Source organism: Halomonas sp. (genome assembly GCF_029263665.1).
GTDB lineage: Bacteria > Pseudomonadota > Gammaproteobacteria > Pseudomonadales > Halomonadaceae > Halomonas.
Genome location: NZ_JAJUFQ010000029.1, coordinates 1 through 19,895, shown reverse-complemented (window position 1 = coordinate 19,895; position 19,895 = coordinate 1). Strand labels below are relative to the sequence as shown.

Sequence of the window (19,895 nt, the reverse complement as noted above, 5' to 3'; positions counted from 1 at the left end):
GCCTTTAGGCCCGGCTTCATCGCGATGCACCTCAACGAATCAGGCGCACGCTGGAGAAACTCGGAATAAAGCCTTCCCAATGCATCCATACAGCGAAGGCCTTGCCCACGACATTTTCCTCCGGAACGAAGCCCCAATAGCGACTGTCCTTGGAGTTGTCTCGGTTATCCCCCATGGCAAAATAGCTGCCTTCGGGCACGACAACATCACGCACCTGTGGACTGAAGGCTCCACGAGTATTGTAGATCTGATGATCGTGTTCTCCCAGTTGCTCGCGCAACAGGACATTTCCAGGCGCAGCCTCAGGAGAGGCATCTACCTGAGTCTTGTGCACCGGCTCGCCATTGACGTAGAGCTGTTTGCCGAGATAACTGACATGATCACCAGGAACCGCCACGATACGCTTGATGTAGTCGACGGATGGATCCTGCGGATAACGGAACACCACGACATCACCACGTTCAGGTTCCCCAAGGTCGAGTATCTTGGTGTTGACTACCGGCAAGCGCAGACCGTAAGAAAACTTGTTGACCAGGATGAAGTCCCCTACTTCCAGGGTTGGGCGCATTGACTCAGAAGGAATCTGAAACGGCTCGACAATGAAGCTACGCACCACCAGTACCACCAGCAACACCGGAAAGAAGGAACGCGCATAGTCGATCGGCCAGGGGTCCTTACGCGGCCTCGCAGCAGAAACACCATCGCCATCAGCAGCGGCTGTCACCGCGGCATTACGTGGCCGCCACCATACAACACCCACCAGCCAGACCAGGCCCGTGACCGCCACCGCGATCACCAACATCAGGGAAAAATCCATATACGTCCTTCCTAGTCATTCACCTTGAGCACAGCAAGGAAGGCATCCTGGGGGATTTCCACCCGGCCGACCTGCTTCATACGTTTCTTACCCGCCTTCTGCTTCTCCAGCAGTTTTTTCTTGCGGGTCACGTCACCACCGTAACACTTGGCAGTCACGTTCTTGCGCAGCGCTTTGACGGTGGAGCGGGCCACGACTTGCCCACCGATAGCGGCTTGAATTGCCACGTCGAACATCTGGCGTGGAATCAACTCCTTCATCTTCTCCACCAGCACCCGGCCACGGGAGTGAGCATGGTCGCGATGAATGATGACAGCCAGAGCATCGACCCGATCGCCATTGATGAGCACATCAAGACGCACGAGCTTGGCGGCCTCGAAGCGCTCGAAGTTGTAATCCAGGGAAGCATACCCCTTGGAGATGGACTTGAGACGATCAAAGAAGTCCATCACCACTTCACTCATCGGCAGTTCATAAGTCAGCTGGATCTGACTCCCGAGGAACTGCATGTCCTTCTGCGTTCCGCGGCGGTTTTCGCATTCGGCAATCACATTGCCGACGAATTCCTGAGGTACCAGAATGCTGGCACGAACGATGGGTTCACGCATTTCCTCCACATCAGCCATGTCTGGCAGTTTGGATGGGTTGGAAACATAGCGCACTTCACCATTCTTCATGGCCAGCTCGTAGACCACCGTGGGTGCAGTGGTCAGCAGGTCGAGATCGTACTCGCGCTCCAGACGCTCCTGCACGATTTCCATGTGCAAGGTTCCGAGGAAGCCGACACGGAAACCAAAGCCAAGGGCATCGGAGTTTTCCGGCTCATAATCCAGAGAGGCATCATTGAGCGCCAGCTTGGCCAGTGCATCACGAAAGTCTTCGTAATCATCGGCACTGACCGGGAACATGCCTGCATAGACCTGCGGTTTGACCTTCTGGAAACCCGGCAGGCGCTTCACTTCCGGCGTCTTGGCATGCGTGATCGTATCGCCCACTGGCGCACCATGGATATCCTTGATACCCGCGACCACAAAGCCAACCTCACCAGCACGCAGGATATTGGTTTCCTTGCGCAGAGGGGTGAAGATGCCAATTTCATTGGCCTGCCAGTCACGCCCGGTGGACAGAATGCGAATCTTGTCGCCTTTTTTCAGTGTGCCATCGAACACCCGCACCAGAGATACCACACCCAGGTAATTATCAAACCATGAGTCGATGATCAGTGCCTGCAACGGTGCTTCCTTGTCTCCTCTGGGAGGTGGAATGTCACGCACCAGGCGCTCAAGTAGCTCATTGATACCCAAACCACTCTTGGCCGAAACCTGGCAGGCATCAGTGGCATCGAGACCGATGATTTCCTCGATCTCGTGGCTGACCTTTTCCGGATCCGCCTGCGGCAGGTCCATCTTGTTGAGCACCGGCAACACTTCAAGGCCCTGCTCAATGGCGGTATAGCAGTTGGCCACGGACTGCGCCTCGACACCTTGAGCGGCATCCACCACCAGCAACGCCCCCTCACAGGCATACAAGGAACGCGAGACTTCGTAGGAAAAGTCCACATGCCCGGGGGTATCAATGAAATTCAACTGGTAGGTTTCACCATCAGCAGCCTGGTAATCCAGCGTCACCGACTGCGCCTTGATGGTAATGCCACGTTCGCGCTCAAGATCCATGGAGTCCAGGACCTGCTCCTTGAGTTCACGCTCGCTCAGGCCACCACAGTTCTGAATCAATCGGTCAGATAGCGTCGACTTGCCATGATCGATATGCGCGATAATGGAGAAGTTGCGTATATTGTTGATTACCTTGCGGTTATCAGCTTGTGACATGCACTATGTTTCCGTCATATGAACGCGCCGGACGGCGAAGGGTTCGCGGATTGAGAAAGCGAGATTTCGGCGACGCGCAGAGAAAGTTGGCCATATTGTACCGGCATCCCCTTGTCAACGCACCCCGGGCGACATGAGAGCACTGAACCACTACAAACAACAGCGCCCGAACCACAGAGAGATGGTCTCGGGCGCTGCAGAGCACTGAGGATAAATGGCGGAAAGACTTATTCGTCGCCTAACCTCAAGGCAACGAACAAGGAACTGCCATCGCGATAGATGCGTACTGGCACAGCACGGTCGCTGGGCAGCTTGGATACGATGTCGCTCAACTGGCGGCCACTTTCGACGGCCTGCTGATCAACGCTGACAATGATGTCCCCCGGACGAATACCGGACTCGGCGGCAACACCGCGAGGATCCACATCAGCAACCAGAACACCAGCATCTACGCCATAACGCTCCAGCTCGTCATCGCTCAGGGATTGCACCGCCACCCCCAGGCGAGCAGGAGAGGTCTGGCCACCATGCCCACTGCTGTTACCGCTCAGCTCATCGGGCCAATCACCCACAGTGACCGTCTGGGTCAGTGTCTTGCCATCACGCATCACCTTGAGCTCGACGTCCTGGTCCGGCTTGACCTGACCAATCAGGCGCGGCAACGAACTGGAACGATCAACAGCTTCACCATTCACTGACAGCACGATATCGCCTGCCTTCAGTCCGTCCTTGGCTGCCGGACCTTCTGGATCCAGATCAGCAATCAATGCACCTTCAGGCTTGTCCATGCCAAAGGATTCAGCCAGATCACGAGACACCGGCTGAATCATGACACCCAGCCAACCACGCGTTACATGCCCCTCGGTACGCAGTTGATTGGCCACGTCCATTGCTACGTTGATAGGGATAGCAAAGGATAGCCCCATGAAGCCACCGCTACGGGTAAAGATCTGGGAGTTGATACCGACGACTTCGCCATCGAGATTGAACAATGGGCCACCCGAGTTGCCTGGGTTGATAGCCACATCAGTCTGAATGAAAGGCACATAAGCATCACGAGGCAGCGTCCGATTGATGGCAGAAATAATCCCTGCCGTCACCGAGTGGTCAAAGCCAAATGGAGAACCAATGGCTGCCACCCACTCCCCCACCTTGAGATCTTCGGAATCCCCCAGTTTCAACGTGGGAAGATCGTGAGCATTGACCTTGAGCACGGCCACATCCGTCTTCTTGTCTTCTCCGACCAGCTCAGCCTTCAGGTCACGGCGATCATTCAAGCGCACGGTGATCTCGTCAGCTCCATCAACCACATGGGCATTGGTCATGATGTAGCCATCCTCGTCAATGACGAAGCCCGACCCCAGAGACTGGAGCTCTTCGGTATGCCCTCCTCCCGGGGGAACAGGAAAACGGTCGCCAAAGAAATGGCGGAAAATTTCAGGCATGTCCTGGCCGCCAAAATTACCAAAAGGTGTGCGGTAACTCTCTGCTGTTCGTGTTGTTGAAATATTGACTACTCCAGGGGCTGCATCTTCCACTAATTGAGTAAAATCCGGAAGTTCCCTAGCCATGCTGTTCTGGGCAAAAACCAGCCCGACAGCAAGTGCCGTCCACATGGAAAGACTGCGAGTCAGAGGCTTCATTCAGGGCTCCTGCTTAGCACTACATGCGATGAATACGATAAACTGACTAAAACAAGATAACTACAACACAAGGGTTGCATTATCAATTACCACCCAAGCCTGAAAAGGTTCATTGATCCGGGAATAAATTTTCAATGTTAGGTACTCGTCGCCGGCTTCATGACGACAATCAACAACCTCATGATGACGAGCCCCTTTCGAGTGCATCCTGACGGCTCGAGGAATCCTTACTGAGACCATTACGGGAAGCCGTACGAGAATACTCAAGGCTATCGGCCACTCGCACCAGAATATCAGGAGGCAACTCCCCCACCACGACCACCTGCATCTCAGAATCACCTTCTTCTAGGCGCTTCACCGCCGCATAGCTGGCTCCTAGCTGATGCACTCCAGGCCGCAAGCCGCCATTCTCAGGCACTGGTTCGACAAATAGGCTGATCGTCACCAGGCCATCACTATAGAAACGATGCTGTCGCGACACCCCCTCCGCTCCAGCCATGGATATCAGGGGCTGGGCAATAAACCCCGGAGGCAGCCAGCTTGGCTTCCAGTCCGGTTCTGCACTGGAGTCAGGCTGTCGCAAGCGCACCTCTCCGTCATACAGTTCTGGCGGCGTCAGCTCCACCAGTTGGTAGGTTTCCAGCGGCCTACCCTGCTCGTCCAGCAATACTCTCTTGAGCACCAGGCCAGTGGCCTGATCAAGCCATAAATGATAGCCATAGCGCATATCGTCAGCAGGTCGCATCAGCAACCTGAGTGCTGTTCGATTGGCAATGCGCTCCTGACCATCGAACTGAAAACGGTACAACTTCCCAAGATGGGCAGCCAAGGCTTCCGGCGATGCCGGAGCCGCTGCGTCACCCGACTCGCTCAACTGAAAACGTGCAGTGCCGCCTTCGCGCACCAATGAACGGTTCGGGCCATCGAGGATGTGCAGACGGTCACGCTCGACACCGTCGCGGATATCTCTTGAAAGAGAAAGACTGACCACATTCGGGCCACTGATACGCACGGCCCGCGCCTCATACACATAGCAGTGAGCCGCCCAGATGCTACGCTCGAACCATTGCACAGGTGTATGGGCTGAAGGAGCATCCTTCAACGCACGACAATCGAAGACACTCTGCACTCCGGGCGGAGTTGCCCCTGAGCGGGCACTGGAAGAAGCATTCGCGGGATTTTCAACATCAGCCCCCAGAGCAGGAGCTGCGGCATAGCATAGGCCAAATAGAGAGACGGCCGACACTGCCAATAGTGCACGACCAGACCCGAAGAAAGGCATGGAGCCTCCTCAGAACCCTCGGTATGTCAACAGGCTAAAGCATTGCTGCTCTCAGCGAGAGCCCTCCGCAGAGCCATACCATTCAGCACACAAGCAGCGGGCGCACATGGGTGCGCCCTTGCTCAGACCAACTCAGCGCGCCTCATGCACTTCGCGCAACATTGGCATCCAGTTGTCGGCACCGCTGAAAGCCGCTCCCTGAGCATGACGCTCAAGATACGACTGCAGCAACTGTGCTTGCGCCTGCTCTCCACGCATTGACTGTTGCGCGGACGGCGCCAGGAACATCGGCGATGCACCTACTGTCATCAGCCCACTGGAAGCCTGACCCGCCGTTCCATTGTTGAACAGTGGCAGCTCTGCCAATGACGGCATGGCGGTAGAACCGTTTGAAGCTGCAACGGGTGTCGCGGCATCATTGGCTGCCGAAGTGCTGGCCATATCAAGGCCATCACTGCCGGATGTCCCCGAGGATGCAACGCCTTCCATCCCCGCCCCAGGATCATTCAGGGAGCCGTTGTAGAACTGCACGCCACTGATGACCATCAACGACACAGCAGCGGCAATGCCTGCACCACGCGCGAAGCTCATACCTCCCCTCGCTCGGGAAGCCGCATGAAGCTGGTCACCGGCAAGTCCTGATTCATCAAAGGGGGCTGGCTCCTGCTCAAGACGCGCCATGACACCGGCAGAGATATCAATTCCGGGGTGGCCTTCAGTCTCGCGACGCAGGGCGGAGCGCATCAGGTGATAGCGTCGCCAGCGCTGAGCGGCGTCACTGTCACTTTCCAGAGACTTGAGAACTCGGCGCAACTCGAGCTCGTCACCCTCATTATCCATCAGGGCTGAAAGCGATTCCCGTGCGTTCAGACTCATTCTTCACACCTCATATCGACGAAATGCTGCGCTTGATCCGTTAACCTGTCTACCTACAAGACCGTCAGTTACAAGACCATCAGCCACAGACCCATCACTGCCAACTGATCTATCAACCATTGAAGATCCATCAACCATTGAAGACATACCACCTGCAAATCCAACGGCCACAAGTTCACCTGTCATAGACCGGGGAACGGTAGATCCCGCCTTGGCCCGTGAGGATCGGTCACTGAATAAGACGCTCGATCATCGAAACAGTTCATCCCAATTTGAAAAAAATGGGGACTTTCATCCCTCACCCTGTCACAACCTGTGAAATTCAGCGAATCCACCACCTTCATTCCGGCACCGATTCCGCATTGCGTGACGTGGTGACCAGCGGCTGGATGTGCTGATCCACAGCCTCCCGAGCCCGGAAAATACGCGAGCGCACGGTCCCTACAGGGCAGTCCATGATCTGGGCAATATCTTCATAGGAGAGGCCGTCCAGCTCGCGCAGGGTGATGGCCGTACGCAGATCATCGGGAAGGTTCTCGATCGCCTCGAACACGGCCTCTTCCAGCTGGTCCCTGGCAATGGCGGCTTCCGGCGTTTCGATATCGGACAACCGGCCACTCATGTCAATGATCTCAGCGTCATTGATGTCCAGATCGCTGCCCGGCGGACGCCGCCCCTTGGATACCAGGTGGTTCTTGGCCGTATTGATGGCAATACGATACATCCAGGTGTAGAAGGCGCTTTCGGCACGAAACTTGCCCAAGGCACGATATGCCTTGATGAACGCTTCCTGAGCGACATCCTGTACTTCAGCATGATCGCTGATATAACGGCCGATCAGACCGAGAATCTTGTGCTGATATTTCTTCACCAACAGGTCGAAAGCACGGGTGTCCCCTTTCTGGGCGCGCTCCACCAGTTGCTGATCAGTTTCCTTGGTCGTCATGCAACTCCTCCCCGTGTGAGCCGGGATGGAAACGCCGGACCACGGGCCGAGGCGATATTGCGTCTGCCAACCATTGTCTGCATTCGAATCATGGAGCTCGTCATGGCAAAAGGCCCAAGTGTTGCTGTTTCCTGCGTTCGCATCAAGAGCCCTGTACCAGCCCGCTCATTGCCGCGATGGGACATGTTTTCATTACGATAGTTCCTCCATGGGACAGAATGACATTTGAATTTGGCCTTTCCCAAAGGGATAGTAAGCGGAATACAATAGCGCATCAGCGCTGACACGATACACACAAGGTAACCTCAATGTCCGACCAGCAGGTGAATAACCTCAATGTCCTGTCCCAGGACGTTCTCATCACGCCCGACCAGCTCAAGAAGGAAGTTCCTCTCTCGGCAGAAGCCGAGGCCACAGTACTCAAGGGCCGCGAGACCATCCAGAATATTCTCGATGGCAAGGATCCGCGATTGTTGATGGTCGTGGGCCCTTGCTCCATCCACGATGTAGACGCCGCCCTTGACTATGCTCGCCGCCTGCGTCGCCTGGCCGACGAGGTCAAGGATACGCTATACATCGTCATGCGCGTCTACTTTGAAAAGCCGCGCACCACGGTGGGCTGGAAGGGGCTGATCAACGACCCCCATCTCAACGGCTCGTTCGAGATCGAAGAAGGCCTGCATATTGCCCGCCGCCTGCTGGTCGAGCTTTCCGAGCTTGGTCTGCCGTTGGCTACCGAGGCCCTGGATCCCATCTCTCCGCAGTATCTGCAGGATTGTATCAGTTGGTCGGCCATCGGCGCCCGTACCACGGAATCCCAGACACACCGAGAGATGTCCTCTGGCCTCTCCTGCCCGGTCGGTTTCAAGAACGGTACCGACGGTAGCCTGGATGTGGCGGTCAATGCACTGCAGTCCGTAGCACATCCACACAATTTCCTTGGTATCGACCACAAAGGCCAGGTCGCGATCATCCGTACACGTGGCAATGCCTATGCACACGTGGTGTTGCGTGGAGGCAATGGCAAGCCCAATTATGACAGTGTCAGTGTGGCGCTGGCCGAGCAGGAGCTGAAGAAAGCTGGCATCAAGCCCAACCTGATGATCGACTGCTCCCACGCCAACTCCAACAAGGATGCTGCGCTACAACCCCTGGTGCTGGAAAACGCCACACACCAGATTCTCGATGGCAATCGTTCCATCATTGGTCTGATGGTCGAATCCAATATCGGCTGGGGAAATCAGAAGATTCTCGAAGACCATTCCAAGATGGCCTACGGCGTTTCTGTCACGGATGCCTGCATCGACTGGGACACCACGGTCGATGCCCTGCGCAGCATGCACGAACGACTGCTGCCGGTCCTCTCCAAACGGATTGCCTGATCTGCATCGCCGCCCTGGGCGGCACGCAGCGGCATGACATCCTGCGCCTGCCTACTCCCCAAGGCAGGCGCTTTACATGTCCTGCCTGACCCCGTCGATTTCCCGCACAAAAGGCGGCAAGGCATCCAGCAAAGCTCCCCCGTAGCGGCGTGTCAGCACGCGCCGGTCAAGCAAGGTGATGCGACCTTCATCGGCTTCCTTGCGAATCAGGCGGCCGCAGGCTTGCACCAGCTTCACCGAGGCATCCGGAACACTGATGCGCATGAAAGGATTGCCTCCCTGGCTCTCGATCCACTCAGCAAGAGTCGCACCTACCGGATCGTCAGGTACAGCAAACGGCAAACGGGTGATCACTACATGCGTCAAGTACTTGCCTGGCAGATCGATACCTTCAGCAAAGCTGGCCAGACCAAATAGAATACTGCCTTCACCAGCATCTATTCGGGCCCGATGCCGCTCCACCAGCTCGCGCTTGGGCAGCCGGTCCTGTGCCAGCACTTGATCACGCCGTTCACGAGACAATGCTTTCTCCACCGCCCTCAACTGCGCACGAGAGGAGAACAGCACCAATGCGGCCTCATCCGTCCCGATGGCCTCGACAAAATCGACGATGGCCTGTTCGTGCCCTTCTCGGTCAGCAGGATCCCGCGCCTCCTTGGGAACACTCAGGACTGCCCGTGAATAATCGAACGGACTGGGCAAGCGCTGGTAGCGATAACGATTGGCCAATCCTGCGCGTTCCTGCAGCCGCTCGAAGCGCCCCAGGGCGGTCAGAGTGGCCGAAGTGACCACTGCGCCATAGCAGCGCCCCCACAGTGAGCTGGCAAGCGTATGGGCCGCCGAGACCGGGCTGGCTGAAAACGCCAGTTCTGGCTCACCTTGAAAACGCTCCAGGCTGAGCCAGCGCGCCCACGGCGGTTCATTGGCCGGATCCTGCCTGGCATAGGCCTCCCACAACGCATGGGCTTCCAGAGCACGGCCATGCAACAATGCCAACAAGGGTAACCAGGCCTCGGCCTGCTCCTTGGCCAGACCGGTCCCCTTTTCCGGATCCAGGCTCTCGCGCAGGATATCCGTCATGGTTTCCAGACTGCGGCACAGCTCGGCAAACATCGTCACCAGGCCATCAGCATGCTGTCGAAGCCCTTCCGCTACCTGCCCCATCTCAAAACGGTGCACAGCATGCTCTTCATCATCCACCAGACCATGCGGTCGTTCGGCCAACTGATGCCCAAGCGCAAACGCCTCACCCAGGCGCGGCTCCAGCGCCTCAATCATGCCTGGCAGCGTCGCCAGCAACCGCCCCAGAGTCGGCTGCACACCAAGCGCCGTATTGAGCTCCGTCAGAGACCCCTTGAGATTGCGCAGCCAGCGCAAGGTCCCGCCGACACTGAAACGATGAGTAAAGTGCTGGATCGCCTTGTCGGCAAGGTGGTGGCCTTCATCGAACACATAGATGCATTCAGCGGGATCCGGTAAGACCCGGCCACCGCCAAGCGCCAGATCAGCCAGCACCAGGTCGTGGTTGGCAACGATCACATCGGCCTCATCGAGTCCGCGCCGGGCCCGAAAGAAAGCACAGGCACCGAAATGCCCGCAGCGCCGATTGGTGCACTGGCGATGATCGACCGTCAGGCGCCGCCAGTGGGCATCGTCGATGGAGGCATCCCAGCTGTCGCGATCCCCCTCCCAACGCCCATTGCCATAGGCTTCGCCCATGGCCTTGACCAAGGCCTTGAAGTCGTCCCCATGAACCGCATCGAGGCTTTGCTCGAACAGGGACAGCGTTGGATTCTCCTCTCCCCCGTCCATGGCCTGATCAAGCTTGGCCACACAGATATAGCGCCCACGCCCCTTGGCCAAGGCAAAATGGAAAGACAGCCCGCTATGGGCCTGCAAGGAGGGAAGATCCTTGTGCAGTACCTGCTCCTGAAGGGCAACAGTGGCCGTGGCCAGTACCAAGCGCTTGCCCCGCGCCTGAGCCACAGGCAACGCCGAAAGCAGATAGGCCAGCGTCTTGCCTGTCCCGGTACCCGCTTCCAGTACGCAGACATGTTCATCACTGACGCGCTTTCCAGCATCATCGCTCTCGATGTTGGCCAGGGTGCGTGAGATTTCTGCAATCATCAGCCGCTGGCCGTAGCGCGGCGTCAGCTCGAGGCCGTCCAGCATGCGCCGGTAGGCGCCCTGGATATCGCTCTTGAGGGTTTCGTCAAGCATTTTCGTCCAGCATGGGCATCCCGGTCTCAGGGCGACGCGTCACAGGAGAGAACAGGGAGGTGCCACGGGGTGACACCTCCACATCTTGCTAACGGCAAGTAAACTTACAGTAGACCTTCAGGCGGATGCTCACACGGCAACTTGTCACCGATGAAGCGCTCGATCTCCGGCAGGGAGAACGCATCCTCCTCGCCGACAAAACTGATGGAGACACCCTTGGCGCCTGCGCGACCGGTGCGTCCAATACGATGCACGTAGTCTTCAGGGTCTTCCGGCAAGGTGTAGTTGATCACATGGCTGACATCATCGATATGAATGCCACGACCCGCTACATCTGTCGCGACCAGGACCTGCACTTCGCCCTCACGGAACTGCTCCAGTGTGCGAATACGCTGATTCTGGGCAACATCGCCAGACAACATGGCAACGTTGATATCGGCCTTCTTGAGCAGATCAAGCAGATTGCGCACCAGGTCCCGACGATTGCCGAACACCATCACACGCTCGAAGTCTTCCTGCTGCAGCAACTTGACCAGCAAGCGCTGCTTGTCAGCATCACCGACCATATAGACACGCTGATCGATATCGGCAGCGTTTTCGACAGACACGGCGATTTCCACATGAGCCGGTTCATGGGTCCACTGGCTGGCCAGGTTGAGGATATCTTCGGTAAACGTTGCGGAGAACAGGAAGGTCTGTCGTTCCTGAGGCTTGGGCGTATAACGAATGATGCGCTTGACGTCTGGGATGAAGCCCATCGACAGCATGCGGTCGGCCTCATCCAGAACCAATACTTCGACCTGGCTGAGATCGATGTCACGCTTCTGGTGGAAATCAAGCAGACGGCCAGGTGTGGCCACCAGAATATCAACCGGGCCATTTAACCCATCACGTTGCTTCTGGTAGTCCATGCCACCCACGACACTGGTCACCTTCAGCGAGGTGTAGCGCGCCAGTGCCTTGGCATCCTTCTCGATCTGCAGGGCCAGCTCCCGGGTTGGCGCCAGGATCAACGCACGGGGCGCCCCCGACTTCTGTCCATCCGGCGCTTCCTCTTCCAGGAAGTAGGCCAGCATGGAAATCAGGAAAGCAGCTGTCTTGCCGGTACCTGTCTGTGCCTTGCCGACGACATCGCCTCCCAGCAGAGTCTGGGTCAAGGCTTCGGCCTGGATCGGTGTGCAGTATTCAAAGCCCAGCGTGTGAATGGCACGCATCAGCGGCAGCGGCAGGTCGAAGTCATGGAACCGCCACTTACCCGCGACAGCAGGTACCTTGAACTGGCGCAGATCCCAATTCGATTGACGACGACGCGGCTTGCGACGACGGCGCTTGGGCTTATGGCTCTCGGCCGGTGTGGAGGTCTGTTCCGACTCGCTCATAGGCTGTGCTGTGTATCCGTTGCGGAGAAAAGGTAAAAGAAACGAAGCGGGCATTGTACCAGTCTCTGAGCGTTTCAGCCCATTTAACTGCATCCCTTTACATTCCATTCCCTGTCGAATCATGCCTGCAGGCTGCTAGAATGCGCGCAACGAAAGAGGAGTTGCGTCATGACACGCCGTAAGAAAACCCGCTCGCTGGCCGATAAGGTGACAATCCGTACTGGCCGTCGCAAGGATTACAAGCAGTGGCGCCAAGAAAATCCCGACCAGGTCACTTCGTCGCGTCGTTTCACCCAGAAGAAGCGCCAGCAACGCAAGATTCAGGCCATGCGACGCCTGGAGCGTCAGCAATCCGCTCCTGGTATCGACATTCATCCGCAACGACAAGATGACACGACAGCGCCCACGACGGATCAACCCAACGCCCCCAAGGACGGAGAATAATCATGCGTCTGGTATCCTTCAACATCAACGGACTGCGTGCCCGCCTGCATCAGCTTGAGGCGTTGATTGCCATTCACCAACCGGACCTGATCGGCCTGCAGGAAACCAAGGTGCATGATGATGAATTCCCCAGGGAAGCCGTCGAAGCCATGGGTTACCACGTGTACTTCCATGGGCAGAAGGGCCATTACGGCGTTGCCATTCTAACTCGCCAGGCGCCGGACGAAGTCGTCCACGGCTTTCCCGATGACGGGGTGGATGCACAGCGCCGCTGGATCGGCGCCCGAATCAAAGGGGAAGACGGACAACCCGTGTGGGTCTACAACGGGTATTTCCCTCAGGGCGAGAACATCAGCCACCCCACCAAGTTTCCCCACAAGCGCGCCTTCTATGCGCAACTGCAACGGTTGCTCAGCGAACGCCACTCTCCCGAGGAACGCCTGGCCGTGATGGGCGATTTCAACATCTCCCCGCAGGATATCGACATCGGCATCGGCGAGGACAACCGCAAGCGCTGGCTGCGTGAAGGCAAGACAAGTTTTCAACCGGTGGAACGCGAGTGGCTGGAAGGCATCAAGGGTTGGGGGCTCTACGACAGTTTCCGCGCTTGCCATCCCGAAGTGAATGACCGCTTCAGCTGGTTCGATTATCGCTCCAAGGGATTCGACCGCGAACCCAAGCGAGGCCTGCGCATCGACTATATTCTGACGACCGCACCGCTAACCGAGAAAGTCAGTGCAGCCGGTATCGATTACGATCTGCGCGGTATGGAGAGGCCTTCCGATCATGCACCGGTATGGACGGAATTCGACGTCTAGGCTGAATGTCCTGATAGAACAGGCCCGATAGAACAGAAGAGACGCCTGAGTAGCACACGTAATACAACAATCCCGGGCCTGGACCCGGGATGGTGCGTTATTGGGGTTGAGATGAGGATTGAGACGAGGATGGCGACTGGGCTTCCTTCATATCCGGAGCCTTGCCCAGCACGGCCAGCCACTTCTCTGCCTCAGCTGCGCCGCCCTGCTCAGCCTTGGTCAGGGCTTCCTCCGCCAGTGACTCCCTGCCCCAGGCCAAAGCCAACTGGCCAAGGTGCAGCCAGTCATCCGCCTTATCACTGGATGTGGCGAGCTTCTGCCAGGCAGCCAGCGCCTTGTCACGGTCCCTGGCCTGATGCCAGGCCTCAGCCAACTGGCGCTGATGGGCATCATCATCCGGCAATGTGCCTTCTGCCAGTGCCTGTTCGAGGATTTCCGCTGCCCGCGCGGGAGTACCGGCAGCCAGATGCAGATTGATACGCCGCTCCAGGTCATCATCACCGCTGAGCAGCCCCCTGCGCCAGGCCGCTTCCCATAGTGCGGCAGCACGCACCGGATTCCCAGCCTTCTGGGCCAGCGCAGCCGCCCGGCGCCAGGTTTCCGGGTCATCTCCCACCTGATCAAGCTGGGTCTGGAGCACAGCCAGTGCCTGATCGAGGCGACCACTGCGCTGCATCACTGCCGATGCAAAGGCCAGACGTTTGGCACTCATGTCACCACCTGCCTGCTGGGCACGCTCCACCCAATCTGCTGCTCGTTCCCAGTCTTCAACATCGGCAGCCAGTTTCGCCATCAGCCACAGGCTATCGCCATCTTCATGGCGCTGCAGCCAATCTGCCAGCAACTCACCAGCCAGGTCCTTCTGGCCGGCCTGCAGACGCAATTCGGCTTCTTCACGCAGCCAGCGATCGCGCTGCGCAGCGTCCACGCCCGACACATTCCGGGCCTGAGCCAGATGATCTGCGGCTTCAGCATATTTTTCCTGAGCCGCCTCTGCACCCGCAGCCAACTGCAGATACAAGGCGCCCGCCCAACGGTCGGACTCATTCCCGCCCCTCAGACGCTCAGCCTGCTGGCTCGCCTTGCTTTCGACCCCAGAAGGATCTGATGACAGGCGGCTTTCCAGGCCCTTGAGGTCAGAAATCAACTCACCAGACAGCGTGGGGGCAGCAACAGCAGAGCAAGTAGTCAGTACCAGGCCAGCTGAGGCAACAAGACAGGAATATCTGAATCGCACTTTCATCACAGGCTTCCTATCCATTCAGCTCAAACTTGAATGTCTTGGTGTAACGACGTATCCCCTCGCCAGGAGCAAAGCGGCCCGTCGGTATCACCTTTTCCACCTCACGCTCGAATACGCCTCTTGGCTCTGCATTTATGATGCGACTCCGCGCCGTATCCACTGAGCCATCCGGAAGCACGATAAGTTCGACAGTGACAGCCCCTTCAATACCGCGACGCTGAGCACGGGTTGGATAGGTCGGCTTGGTCATGCTCACTACCGCCGACTCCCCTATCGTCACCGGCTCATTGGATGCCGGCGCCGCCGCACTAGGCGCCGATGCACTAGCCGCTGCCGGAGCTGACGATGGCACGGAAGAAGGCGCAGGTGCCGGGCTCGGTGCAGGCGTTGCCACGGGCTGAGGTGTCGGCTCGGGTTTCGGTTGTGGCTTGGGCTGTGGCTTAGGTGGCGGTGGTGTTTCCACCAGCTCGGGCAAGGCACTGTCCAGCTGCGGTGCAGGTGTATCCAGTGTCGGCACTTCCGGATCGGGAAGCTGCACATTGCTATCCACATTGGGGGCCGGTGCTGGCGGCGGCGGTGTAGCCGCTACCGGGGGCGGGGGCGGAATGGAGGCCGCTGCGGCTTCTGCCGGCTGCTCACTTTGCGGTGCCGGTGCATCGGTCAACTCCATGGTGATCTCTTCACGCAGCTCAGGCTCGGCTTCGGGCGGTACCACCAACAGGGCCAGCCCGATGAAAAGCCCGAACGCGATCCCCGCCCCCAATATCAGGGAAACCACACGCCTCATTGGCCGGCGCTCCTGTCAGCAGCCACTGCCACGTTCTCGACATCCGCATCGCGCAGGCTATCCAGGACCTTCAGTAGCGCCCCCGTCGGTGCATTGCTGTCCGCCTGCACCACGACGCTCCCGTCTTCGCTGAGCATGCTCGCCACCATGGTCCCGGCACGATGAATGTCGACCGGGGTACCATCCACCCATACTGCGCCTTCCGGTGTAACCGCCACCAGGACCTGAACATTGGGCCGGGCGCTGGCAGCACTCGATTCAGGACGCTCGATCTCCACTCCGCTTTCCTTGATGAAGCTGGTGGTCACAATGAAGAAAATCAACATGATGAAGACTACGTCGAGCATTGGAGTCAGGTTGATCTCACTGGCGTCGTCCGTATTGGCCAATAGCCTGCGCCTACGCATGAGCGTCCTCCGCGGCCCGAGCGAGGCGATCATGCAGCCTCTGGTCCTCGCGCCGAATGATGTGTTCCAGTCGGGTGATCAGCAAGAGCCCTACCACCGACACGGCCATGCCGGTCAAAGTGGGCAAGGTCGCCCTGGCGACACCATCCGCCATGGCCCTGGCCTGATTGCTGGAAGCCAGGGACAGGCTGTCGAATACCGTGATCATGCCCGTCACCGTACCCAGCAAGCCCAGCAGCGGGCACACGACGACAAGCAGTTTGAGCCAGGGCAAAGGGCGACGCAGGCGGCGGATCAGTTCGCTGACCCACACCTCCCGCAGCGTCCGGGCACTCCAGCTGGCATGCTCTGCACGAGACACCCAGCGCTCGACCAGGTCACGCCGGGCTGGGCGGTAATGGAAATGGAAGAACCACCAGCGCTCCACCCCCACGGCAAACACCAGCATCGCGACCACTCCAATCACCACCAGTACCGGGCCGCCGGCATCGACAAAGCGCGTCAGCGTATCGAGCCAGGCCCCGAGCAACAGCTCAAACCAGGGCATGGCGCTTCACCTGGGCATCTTTGCCATCGCTGGCGGCGCGATCATTTTCAAGACGGTCCGCCAGTACCGCACTGGCACGACCTTCCATGATGCCGATCAGCGCTCGGGAGCGGCTGGAGAGCGCAGTATGTGCAAACAGCAGCGGCACCGCCGTGACCAGCCCCAGCACCGTCGTCACCAGGGCCTGACTGATGCCGCCAGCCATCAGTTGCGGATCGCCGGTACCGAATACCGTGATCGACTGGAAGGTCACGATCATGCCCGTCACAGTGCCCAACAGGCCCAGTAACGGCGCCACTGCCGCGAGCATCTTGACCAGAGACTGCCCTCTTTCGATGCGGGGCTGTTCCGCCAGCATGGCTTCATCCAGGCGTGCTTCCAGCGCTTCGGGGGCATGATCGGCACCAAAGGCATGGAAACGCTTGAGCACACGGCCCAGCGGGTTGTCTTCACGCAGGTTATCCATGTCAGCGATCTGACGACGCGTCGTCACACTGAGTCTGGCCAGATACAGGTACTGGAACAGCGCAATGACCAGACCAACAGCCCCCAGTACCACCACGACCCACCCCACGGCGCCGCCCTGCTGGAAACGTTCCCATAGCGTCGGCTGCTGGGCCAGCGCCTGCAGCACCTGTCCTCCTGTAGGGTCTATAGGAACCACCTTGCTACTGCCGGCATCGAAGGCATTCAGTTCCTCTACCACAGCGGCAGGAGTATGCCCGGTCGGTGCCAACAGACCATCACGCCCCTGACGCTGCAATAACTGACCCTGGCTGAAGGCTACCAAGTTACCCACTCGGACCACTGGCTGATCGCTGACATCACCATTGTCTGCGGCTACCGGAACATTCAGCGCACGCACCTTGGCCGTTTCCGCGGTCAGCCCCATTAGGCTGTCAGCCAGAGTCTCGATCTGTCCGGAGGTAAGAATGGCGTCATCTTCCAGGCGTGGAGGCAATTCGGCCGCTCCGCCCAGCGTCAACCACTCACCATTGAGTTCATCACGCAACTCGCCACTGGCGCCTGCCACAACGCCAAAGACGGCATCGAGATCGCCACCTGCGGACTCCCGCTGAGCATCGATCTCCGCCAGCGCTTGATTGAGTTCCTGCTGACGCGCTTCAAGCGTTTCACGACGCTCGCGAGCAGCCGCCAGTTTTTCCTGAGCCTGAGCCAGCGCTACCTTCAGGGCCTCGCTATCGTCCACCAGATTCGCCAAGCGGGTATTGTCACGCGCTTCGGCTGCCTGTCTTTCTGCACGTAGCGTGGTCAACGCAGAGCTCGTCTCGGGAGCCTGGGCCGAGTCGTCTTGCTGCGCTAATGCGGAGCTGCTGCTCCAGGCCAGAGCAGTGGCAAGGAGTGCGGCACCCAGCGGCTTGATCACTATCGAGGGCTGAAATGTGAAACTCATGAACGCCCCTCCTGCGCTTGAGACTCTGCAGCAGCGGAAAGCGGCTGGGACAATGGCAGGTTCAAGAGCTCCGGCGCCCGCTGGTCGCGGACAATGCGCAGCCCCTTGGCCAATTCCTTGCGGTCACTTGCATCAAGCGGCTTCCAGCCGGAACTGGCGACATCCCAGACACCACCTTCCTGGCCATCTGGCGTCAGGTAATACCAGCCCACTCGTCCCATGCGCAGAAAATCCACCTGACGACCGCCCTCATCGTCGAGAGTACTGCGCCAGGCATCCAGTTCGCGGCCATAGTTCAGCTCTGCCTTCCAGGCACCCAGTACTTTCTCGAGCTTGGCCGAGTCACTCAAGGCCGGGTTGACCAAGTCGGATTCAAGAGAGGCGACACGGGCAAGGCGCTCATCACGCAGGAAAGGGATATCCTGTTCGACCCATGCGGAGAGGCGTTCTGTCATGTCATTCAGCAGGCCAGGCAGCGCTTCACCGGTTTCGGCCAATGTCGCGATCGCGTTTTCTCGCTCGCCCAGCTTTTGCTCCAGACTCTCGACCTGCGGCGCCAGCGCGCGGTTGTAGCTTTCCAGGCGACGAGCTTCTTCCTCGGCTTGGCGCAGCTCAGCAATACGCTCACGCACACTTTCGTCAGCTGCATCGATCTTGGCCTGCAACTCTGCCTGAGTCTGCTGGGCCTGCAGCGCCTCCTGCTCCAGCTCGGATTGCGCTGAAACTGGCCCCACGACACTGAAGGAAGCTAGCAATAGCCCCAGAGCAGGTAGAGCGCCCGGAAGCACTCGACGCACGCCGCCATTGCGACGCGTCGTTGGAATTCGCGACATCACCTTACGCCTCCAATACATTCGAACGCGCCCCACTCCCCCGGACAGCATCCAGGCTCATGGCTGCGCGAAGATGCCCGGAACACTACCTGAAACACGAATTATTATCAATGAGAGCCATCAAGCGAACCTATGAGGCTTGCCATCAAAGGCGAAATAAGCCTCCTCTCAAAAACACACCACCCCCGCCAGGTAACCCCGACGGGGGTGGATCGCGCTCGTAGCTCGTAGCTCGTAGCTCGTAGCTATTACAGCTTGCTTTCCAACTCAGGCAGTGCCTCGAACAGATCCGCGACCAGGCCGTAGTCCGCTACCGAGAAGATCGGTGCCTCTTCATCCTTGTTGATCGCCACGATGACCTTGGAATCTTTCATCCCGGCCAGGTGCTGGATGGCACCGCTGATACCCACGGCAATGTACAGCTCTGGTGCCACGATCTTGCCGGTCTGACCGACCTGCATATCGTTGGGCACGAAGCCGGCATCCACCGCCGCACGCGAGGCGCCGATGGCAGCACCCAGCTTGTCGGCAATCCCGTCGAGCAGCTTGAAGTTGTCACCGCTACCCATGCCGCGGCCACCAGAGATGACCACCTTGGCGGCGCCCAGCTCTGGACGGTCGCTCTGCGCCAGTGCTTCACCAACGAAGCGGGACTGGGTGTTGTCGACCACGGTGTCTACAGCTTCGACGTTCGCGCCACCGCCCTGGCCCACAGCATCGAAGGCCGTGGGGCGCACGGTAATGACCTTGAGCGCATCGCTGCTCTGCACCGTGGCAATGGCATTGCCGGCGTAGATCGGACGCTGGAAGGTATCGGCGCCTACGACCGCAATGATCTCGGAAATCTGCGCCACGTCCTTCAAGGCGGCCAGGCGCGGCAGCACGTTCTTGCCGGTGGTGGAAGCCGCCGCCAGTACATGGCTGTAGTCATCGGCCAGCGCTGTAAGCAGATCCGCCAGGGGTTCGGCCAGTTGATGCGCATACACGGCATTGTCGGCCACGCGCACCTTGCTTACGCCATCCAGCTT

Annotated in this window: 18 protein-coding genes; 3 read left to right on the top strand and 15 right to left on the bottom strand. The window is 58.6% G+C overall.

Annotated features, from left to right (window positions below; genetic code table 11):
- Positions 1-31: 31 nt before the first annotated feature.
- The 6 genes from lepB to rpoE form a co-directional block, all read right to left on the bottom strand.
- Complete coding sequence (gene lepB, locus Q1K07_RS19450; RefSeq protein ID WP_300315007.1) at positions 32-817, bottom strand: signal peptidase I; 786 nt, start codon at positions 815-817, stop codon at positions 32-34.
- Positions 818-828: 11 nt separating this feature from the next.
- Positions 829-2,646 (bottom strand): translation elongation factor 4, encoded by a 1,818-nt coding sequence (gene lepA / locus Q1K07_RS19445; protein WP_300315004.1) that lies wholly within the window; start codon positions 2,644-2,646, stop codon positions 829-831.
- 227 nt (positions 2,647-2,873) lie between these two features.
- Positions 2,874-4,289, bottom strand: coding sequence for a DegQ family serine endoprotease (locus tag Q1K07_RS19440; RefSeq protein WP_300315001.1), 1,416 nt, complete (start codon positions 4,287-4,289; stop codon positions 2,874-2,876).
- Between the two features lie 178 nt (positions 4,290-4,467).
- The gene (locus Q1K07_RS19435) at positions 4,468-5,571 is read right to left on the bottom strand and encodes a MucB/RseB C-terminal domain-containing protein (protein WP_300314998.1); all 1,104 of its coding nucleotides are present in this window, start codon (positions 5,569-5,571) and stop codon (positions 4,468-4,470) included.
- Positions 5,572-5,703: 132 nt separating this feature from the next.
- Positions 5,704-6,447 (bottom strand): sigma-E factor negative regulatory protein, encoded by a 744-nt coding sequence (locus Q1K07_RS19430; protein WP_300314995.1) that lies wholly within the window; start codon positions 6,445-6,447, stop codon positions 5,704-5,706.
- 340 nt (positions 6,448-6,787) lie between these two features.
- On the bottom strand, positions 6,788-7,393 hold the full coding sequence (rpoE, locus tag Q1K07_RS19425) for an RNA polymerase sigma factor RpoE (RefSeq protein WP_300314991.1): 606 nt from the start codon (positions 7,391-7,393) through the stop codon (positions 6,788-6,790).
- Between the two features lie 308 nt (positions 7,394-7,701).
- On the opposite strand from rpoE, the gene Q1K07_RS19420 reads away from it, so the two are divergent.
- Positions 7,702-8,775 (top strand): 3-deoxy-7-phosphoheptulonate synthase, encoded by a 1,074-nt coding sequence (locus Q1K07_RS19420; RefSeq protein ID WP_300314990.1) that lies wholly within the window; start codon positions 7,702-7,704, stop codon positions 8,773-8,775.
- 72 nt (positions 8,776-8,847) lie between these two features.
- On the opposite strand, the gene dinG is transcribed toward Q1K07_RS19420, so the two are convergent.
- A complete protein-coding gene (dinG, locus tag Q1K07_RS19415) occupies positions 8,848-10,995 on the bottom strand; it encodes an ATP-dependent DNA helicase DinG (RefSeq protein ID WP_300314988.1) in 2,148 nt (715 codons plus the stop codon).
- A 104-nt stretch (positions 10,996-11,099) separates the two neighbouring features.
- Positions 11,100-12,374 carry an ATP-dependent RNA helicase RhlB gene (rhlB, locus tag Q1K07_RS19410; RefSeq protein ID WP_300314985.1) on the bottom strand — a complete coding sequence of 425 codons (1,275 nt, stop codon included), beginning with the start codon at positions 12,372-12,374 and terminating at the stop codon, positions 11,100-11,102.
- 168 nt (positions 12,375-12,542) lie between these two features.
- Here rhlB and Q1K07_RS19405 point away from each other — a divergent pair, with 168 nt between their 5' ends.
- Together Q1K07_RS19405 and xthA are read left to right on the top strand one after the other, a co-directional pair.
- The gene (locus Q1K07_RS19405) at positions 12,543-12,818 is read left to right on the top strand and encodes a hypothetical protein (RefSeq protein WP_300314982.1); all 276 of its coding nucleotides are present in this window, start codon (positions 12,543-12,545) and stop codon (positions 12,816-12,818) included.
- A 2-nt stretch (positions 12,819-12,820) separates the two neighbouring features.
- On the top strand, positions 12,821-13,636 hold the full coding sequence (gene xthA, locus Q1K07_RS19400) for an exodeoxyribonuclease III (RefSeq protein WP_300314979.1): 816 nt from the start codon (positions 12,821-12,823) through the stop codon (positions 13,634-13,636).
- Between the two features lie 97 nt (positions 13,637-13,733).
- On the opposite strand, the gene Q1K07_RS19395 is transcribed toward xthA, so the two are convergent.
- From Q1K07_RS19395 to Q1K07_RS19365, 7 genes are all read right to left on the bottom strand, one after another.
- A complete protein-coding gene (locus tag Q1K07_RS19395; protein ID WP_300314976.1) occupies positions 13,734-14,879 on the bottom strand; it encodes a hypothetical protein in 1,146 nt (381 codons plus the stop codon).
- 10 nt (positions 14,880-14,889) lie between these two features.
- Positions 14,890-15,666, bottom strand: coding sequence for an energy transducer TonB (locus tag Q1K07_RS19390; RefSeq protein ID WP_300314973.1), 777 nt, complete (start codon positions 15,664-15,666; stop codon positions 14,890-14,892).
- A complete protein-coding gene (locus tag Q1K07_RS19385; RefSeq protein ID WP_300314970.1) occupies positions 15,663-16,073 on the bottom strand; it encodes a biopolymer transporter ExbD in 411 nt (136 codons plus the stop codon). The genes Q1K07_RS19390 and Q1K07_RS19385 overlap by 4 nt, the downstream gene beginning before the upstream one ends.
- Positions 16,066-16,620 (bottom strand): MotA/TolQ/ExbB proton channel family protein, encoded by a 555-nt coding sequence (locus tag Q1K07_RS19380; protein WP_300314967.1) that lies wholly within the window; start codon positions 16,618-16,620, stop codon positions 16,066-16,068. Before Q1K07_RS19380 ends, Q1K07_RS19385 begins: the two co-directional genes overlap by 8 nt.
- A complete protein-coding gene (locus tag Q1K07_RS19375; protein ID WP_300314964.1) occupies positions 16,607-18,034 on the bottom strand; it encodes a MotA/TolQ/ExbB proton channel family protein in 1,428 nt (475 codons plus the stop codon). Before Q1K07_RS19375 ends, Q1K07_RS19380 begins: the two co-directional genes overlap by 14 nt.
- Positions 18,031-18,867 carry a DUF3450 domain-containing protein gene (locus Q1K07_RS19370; RefSeq protein WP_300314962.1) on the bottom strand — a complete coding sequence of 279 codons (837 nt, stop codon included), beginning with the start codon at positions 18,865-18,867 and terminating at the stop codon, positions 18,031-18,033. The genes Q1K07_RS19375 and Q1K07_RS19370 overlap by 4 nt, the downstream gene beginning before the upstream one ends.
- Before the next feature lie 248 nt (positions 18,868-19,115).
- The coding region (locus Q1K07_RS19365) for an FAD-binding protein (protein WP_300314959.1) at positions 19,116-19,895 on the bottom strand (780 nt) is incomplete at its 5' end.